Raw genomic sequence first — 4,187 nt, forward strand, 5'->3', positions numbered from 1 at the left:
GATGATCGGTCCGACCGCAGCGCCGACGAAGGCGTCGGCCCAGAAGGGGGTCGGCTTGGGAAACAGGATACGGACCGTAAGATCGTCGACCTTCTCCACCGTGATATCGCGATAGACGGCAATGCTGGTTGCTGCGGTCGCGGGGTCCTTCGCATATTCCCAGTTGAACACGACGTCGTCGGCGGTGAACGGCTTGCCGTCATGCCATTTGACGCCGGGCTTGAGCTTCCAGGTCACCGACTTGCCGTCGGCGGCGAGGCCGCCGTTCTGGATCGACGGGATCTCGGCCGCGAGCACCAGCTTCATGTTGCCGTCGGGATCCCAGCAGGCCAGCGGCTCGTAGAACAGGCGCGAACCGTCCTGGTCCTTGGTGCCGGTGGCGAAATGCGGGTTGAGAAGGGTCGGACCCTGCCACCACAACAGCTTCAGCGCGCCGCCGCCGCCACGCTTGGTAGGCTTGTAGGTCGAGGGCCCCTCGGCCATGGCGACGCCGCCGAGCGCGAGGATCTGGTTGGCCAGCGGGGCGGTCAGGCCGACAGCAGCCATGCGCTTGACGAAGGCGCGGCGATCCATCCGGCCGTCCGCCACCTTGTCGATCATTGCGCGCAGTTTCTTGTCCAGCATGGTTGTCCCCCGTCTGGTTCCGGTATGGATGCAGGCAACCGCAAAGGGCCGCCGGGTTAGCTGGCGGTAGATGGCACACCGAATGGGGCGCGCGTCAACTGCGACCGTGTGTATGCAAACGGTCTGCTGGCTGTCTCTTGGGCAAAACTCTGTTCCGCCGCTCAACCGTTTGGCAATTCGGCGGCGAAACGCCCGTTAATCAACGCTGCACTGCGGAAAATTTATTCGGCAGATCAGACGAAGTAACGAGACCGAATTCTACGCCACGGACATATCCAGCGGTGGTGCAATATGGTCCGGCAGCGGACAGACGTAAGGTGTCTTGGCAGTCCGCTTCGTCAGATCCGCTTTCGCAGCCTTGATCAGCTCCGGCTCCGTCAGCGCCTTGATGCCGAGACCGGCCATCGCCTTGGCGGCCTGCACCATCGCCTTGTGGGCATGCGGGGTCTTGCCCTGCGCCACCACCTGCCAGGTGTGGAACGGCGTGCCGATTGCAACCGTCGGTGCATGGACTTGCACGGTCGGCACCACCCAGCTCACGTCACCGACGTCGGTCGAGCCGACCAGCGGATTGCGCTTGGCATCGAGCGGCACCAGGAAGTCGGCGAGCGGCCGCTCCGTCGGCTCCATGCCGATCGCGTAATAGACCGACGCGATGTCCTTGTCGCTCAGCGTCGCGCGAATCTGGCCGGCGAAATTCTTGTCGGCATCGTCGAAATGCGGCGGTCCGAGCTCTTCCATCACCCGGTGCAGCGCCTGCTCCAGCGGCGCGTTGGGCAGGATGTTGGAGACTGCGGAAATGATCTTCATCTCTACCTTAGTCTCGGTCATCAGGGCTGCGCCCTGCGCGATCTTGCTCACGCGCTCGACGAGCTCGGTCATCCCTGGAAGATCACGGGCGCGGATGGAATAGCGCACGCGGGCATGGGCCTGCACCACGTTCGGCGCGATACCGCCAGTATCGAGCAGCGCGTAGTGCACGCGCGCGTCGCTCGGCATGTGCTCGCGCATGTAGTTGACACCGACATTCATCAATTCGACCGCGTCGAGCGCGGAACGACCGAGATGGGGCGAAGCCGCCGCATGCGAGGTACGACCGGTGAAGATGAAATCGGCGCGCGTGTTGGCAAGCGACGGCGTCACCGCGACTTCCCAGAAGCTGTGGGGATGCCAGGTGATGGCAATGTCGGCGTCCTCGAACGCGCCGGAGCGCACCATGAAGGCCTTGGCCGCGCCGCCTTCCTCCGCCGGACAGCCATAATAGCGCACACGGCCGGGCACCTTGTTCTCGGCGAGCCAGTCCTTCACCGCGGTCGCCGCGAGCAGCGCTGCCGAACCGAGCAGATTGTGACCGCAGCCATGGCCATGGCCGCCGGTCTCGACCGGACGATGCTCGGCGACGCCCGCCTCCTGGCTGAGGCCCGGAAGCGCGTCATATTCACCGAGGAAGGCGATGACCGGACCGCCCTCGCCCCACTCGCCCATCAGCGCAGTCGGAATGCCTGCGACATTCTCGGTGATACGGAAACCCTGATGACGCAGCTCGGCGAGATGCTCGGCGGCGGAGCGCGCCTCGGTGTAGCACACCTCCGGCGTTCCCCAGACCTTGTCGCTCAAGTCGATGAAACGCGCCTTGATCGTATCAATGCCACGCCAGATATCGCTGCGGTTGTCCATGCTTCGGTCCGTGATCCCTTTGTCAAACGAAGCACCAAGGGTTAGCAGCTTCGCCCGAGCGCGCCTAGCACCGGCCGGGACACCTGCCATGCGGCCGAAGCGGCACGCAAGTTGTGACACCGATTTCATCAATTCGCGTTGGCCGTCTGTTCCAACGGTCTTTCAAGACAGCCCTGCGAGGCATACATTGGCGGTGCTTCGCGCCTTGCTCGTTGCCGCAACTGCTGGAACGCCCAGGCCAAGAGACTTGCAAGGAGAGAACTCCATGCCCGCTCTGACCGAATGGAGAGTGCCGCCGGCACATCAGCCGCGTGCCGGAGACTACGGATTCGATCTCGACCGTGTGCTCTCCTCCGTCGTCGGCCTGCATTCTATCATCCCGTCGGACGCTTTCAGCGCCGAGACGCTCGGCACGGAGCGCGCCGGCAATGGCATCGTGATCGATGACGGCCTCGTGCTGACCATCGGCTACCTCATTACCGAGGCGGAAGCGGTATGGCTGCATCTTGGCGACGGACGCGTGATGGAAGGCCATGTGCTGGGTTTCGACCAGGTCACCGGCTTCGGCCTGGTGCAGGCGCTCGGCAGGCTCGACCTCGCGCCCGTTCCGCTCGGATCGTCGGCCGCGACCGGGATCGGGGACCGCGTCGTGCTCGGCGGCGCCGGCGGGCGCACGCGATCGGTCGCAAGCCAGATCGTGGCCAAGCAGGAATTCGCCGGCTACTGGGAATATCTGCTGGATGAAGCGATCTTCACCTACCCCGCCCATCCGAACTGGGGCGGCACGGGGCTGTTCAACGATCGCGGCGAGCTGATCGGGATCGGCTCGCTGCAGCTCGAACGCGAGCGAGACGACAAGGCCGAGCACGTCAACATGGTCGTGCCGATCGACCTGCTCGCGCCGATCCTGGACGATTTGCGTAAATTCGGCCGCGTCCACAAGCCGGCGCGGCCCTGGCTCGGGCTGTTTTCGACCGAGATCGATCGCCGCGTGGTGATCATCGGCATCTCCTCGAACGGACCCGCGGCCCGCGCCGAGCTCAAGACCGGCGACGTCATCCTGGCCGTCGATGGCGAGAAGGTGACGAGCCAGACGGGCTTCTATCGCAAACTGTGGTCGCTCGGCACTGCGGGCGTCGATGTGCCCCTGACGGTGCACCACGAAGGCGTCACCTTCGACGTGACGGTGACCTCGACCGACCGCATGAAGCTGTTGAAAGCACCAAGGCTGCATTGATTGAGGCTGCGCCAAAGCAGGACAGGAACACGGGGCCATGAGCGAGGCCGTGGTCGACGACATCGTGGCCGTGCTACCGCCGCTGCTCGATTCGTTGGACGCGCTCGGCTTCGTCGCGCGGCACCTGCACCCGCCGGCCTTCGACTCCGTCATGACCGCGATCGGAACGCCGGATAAGGCGTTGCAGGCCGCGCGCTCTGCGCTTGGCGAATGGCCGCAGGCTTTTGCCGACATGCGGAGCCTGCTCGATCGAGCCTGTGACGAAGCGCTCGCCGCGTTGGGCGGCTTGCGGACAGTTCAAGCCGGCAATGGCGATATCGTCGCGGTCTTCCGCGCGCTGCGACACACGCCGCGCGCGCTTGAAGCGCTCTATCCGCTCGCTCAAAAATTTCCTCCGGTGAGCAGCTTCTTTCTCAACGCCGCGATGCGCGAGAACGAAGATCTGTTGATCCAGCTCGCCGAAGCTCCTACCGGGCAGACCGGCATCTTCCATCGTAACAACGAGCCCGGCAGCCGCGGCGGCTACTCGCTCTACGTGCCGGAATACTACACGCCCGAGCGGTCCTGGCCGCTGGTGATGGCGCTGCATGGTGGCCGCGGCAATGGCCGCGGCTTCCTGTGGAGCTGGCTGCGCGACGCGCGCAGCATC

At 64.8% G+C, this 4,187-nt stretch carries 3 protein-coding genes and 1 pseudogene; 2 read left to right on the forward strand and 2 right to left on the reverse strand.

What is annotated here, in order from left to right; genetic code table 11:
- A partial coding sequence (locus SO140_RS45385) for an ABC transporter substrate-binding protein (protein WP_498544150.1) occupies positions 1 to 624 on the reverse strand: 624 nt, incomplete at its 3' end.
- Between the two features lie 258 nt (positions 625 to 882).
- Entirely contained in the window at positions 883 to 2,301 is a 1,419-nt protein-coding gene (locus SO140_RS45390; RefSeq protein ID WP_449379334.1) for a M20 family metallopeptidase, read from the reverse strand.
- 265 nt (positions 2,302 to 2,566) lie between these two features.
- Here SO140_RS45390 and SO140_RS45395 point away from each other — a divergent pair, with 265 nt between their 5' ends.
- Together SO140_RS45395 and SO140_RS45400 are read left to right on the forward strand one after the other, a co-directional pair.
- The gene (locus SO140_RS45395; protein WP_449379335.1) at positions 2,567 to 3,538 is read left to right on the forward strand and encodes a S1C family serine protease; all 972 of its coding nucleotides are present in this window, start codon (positions 2,567 to 2,569) and stop codon (positions 3,536 to 3,538) included.
- Between the two features lie 37 nt (positions 3,539 to 3,575).
- Positions 3,576 to 4,187 (forward strand): annotated as a pseudogene (locus SO140_RS45400) (phospholipase); the annotation flags it as partial.

It is taken from the genome of Bradyrhizobium sp. UFLA05-108 (assembly GCF_059803455.1).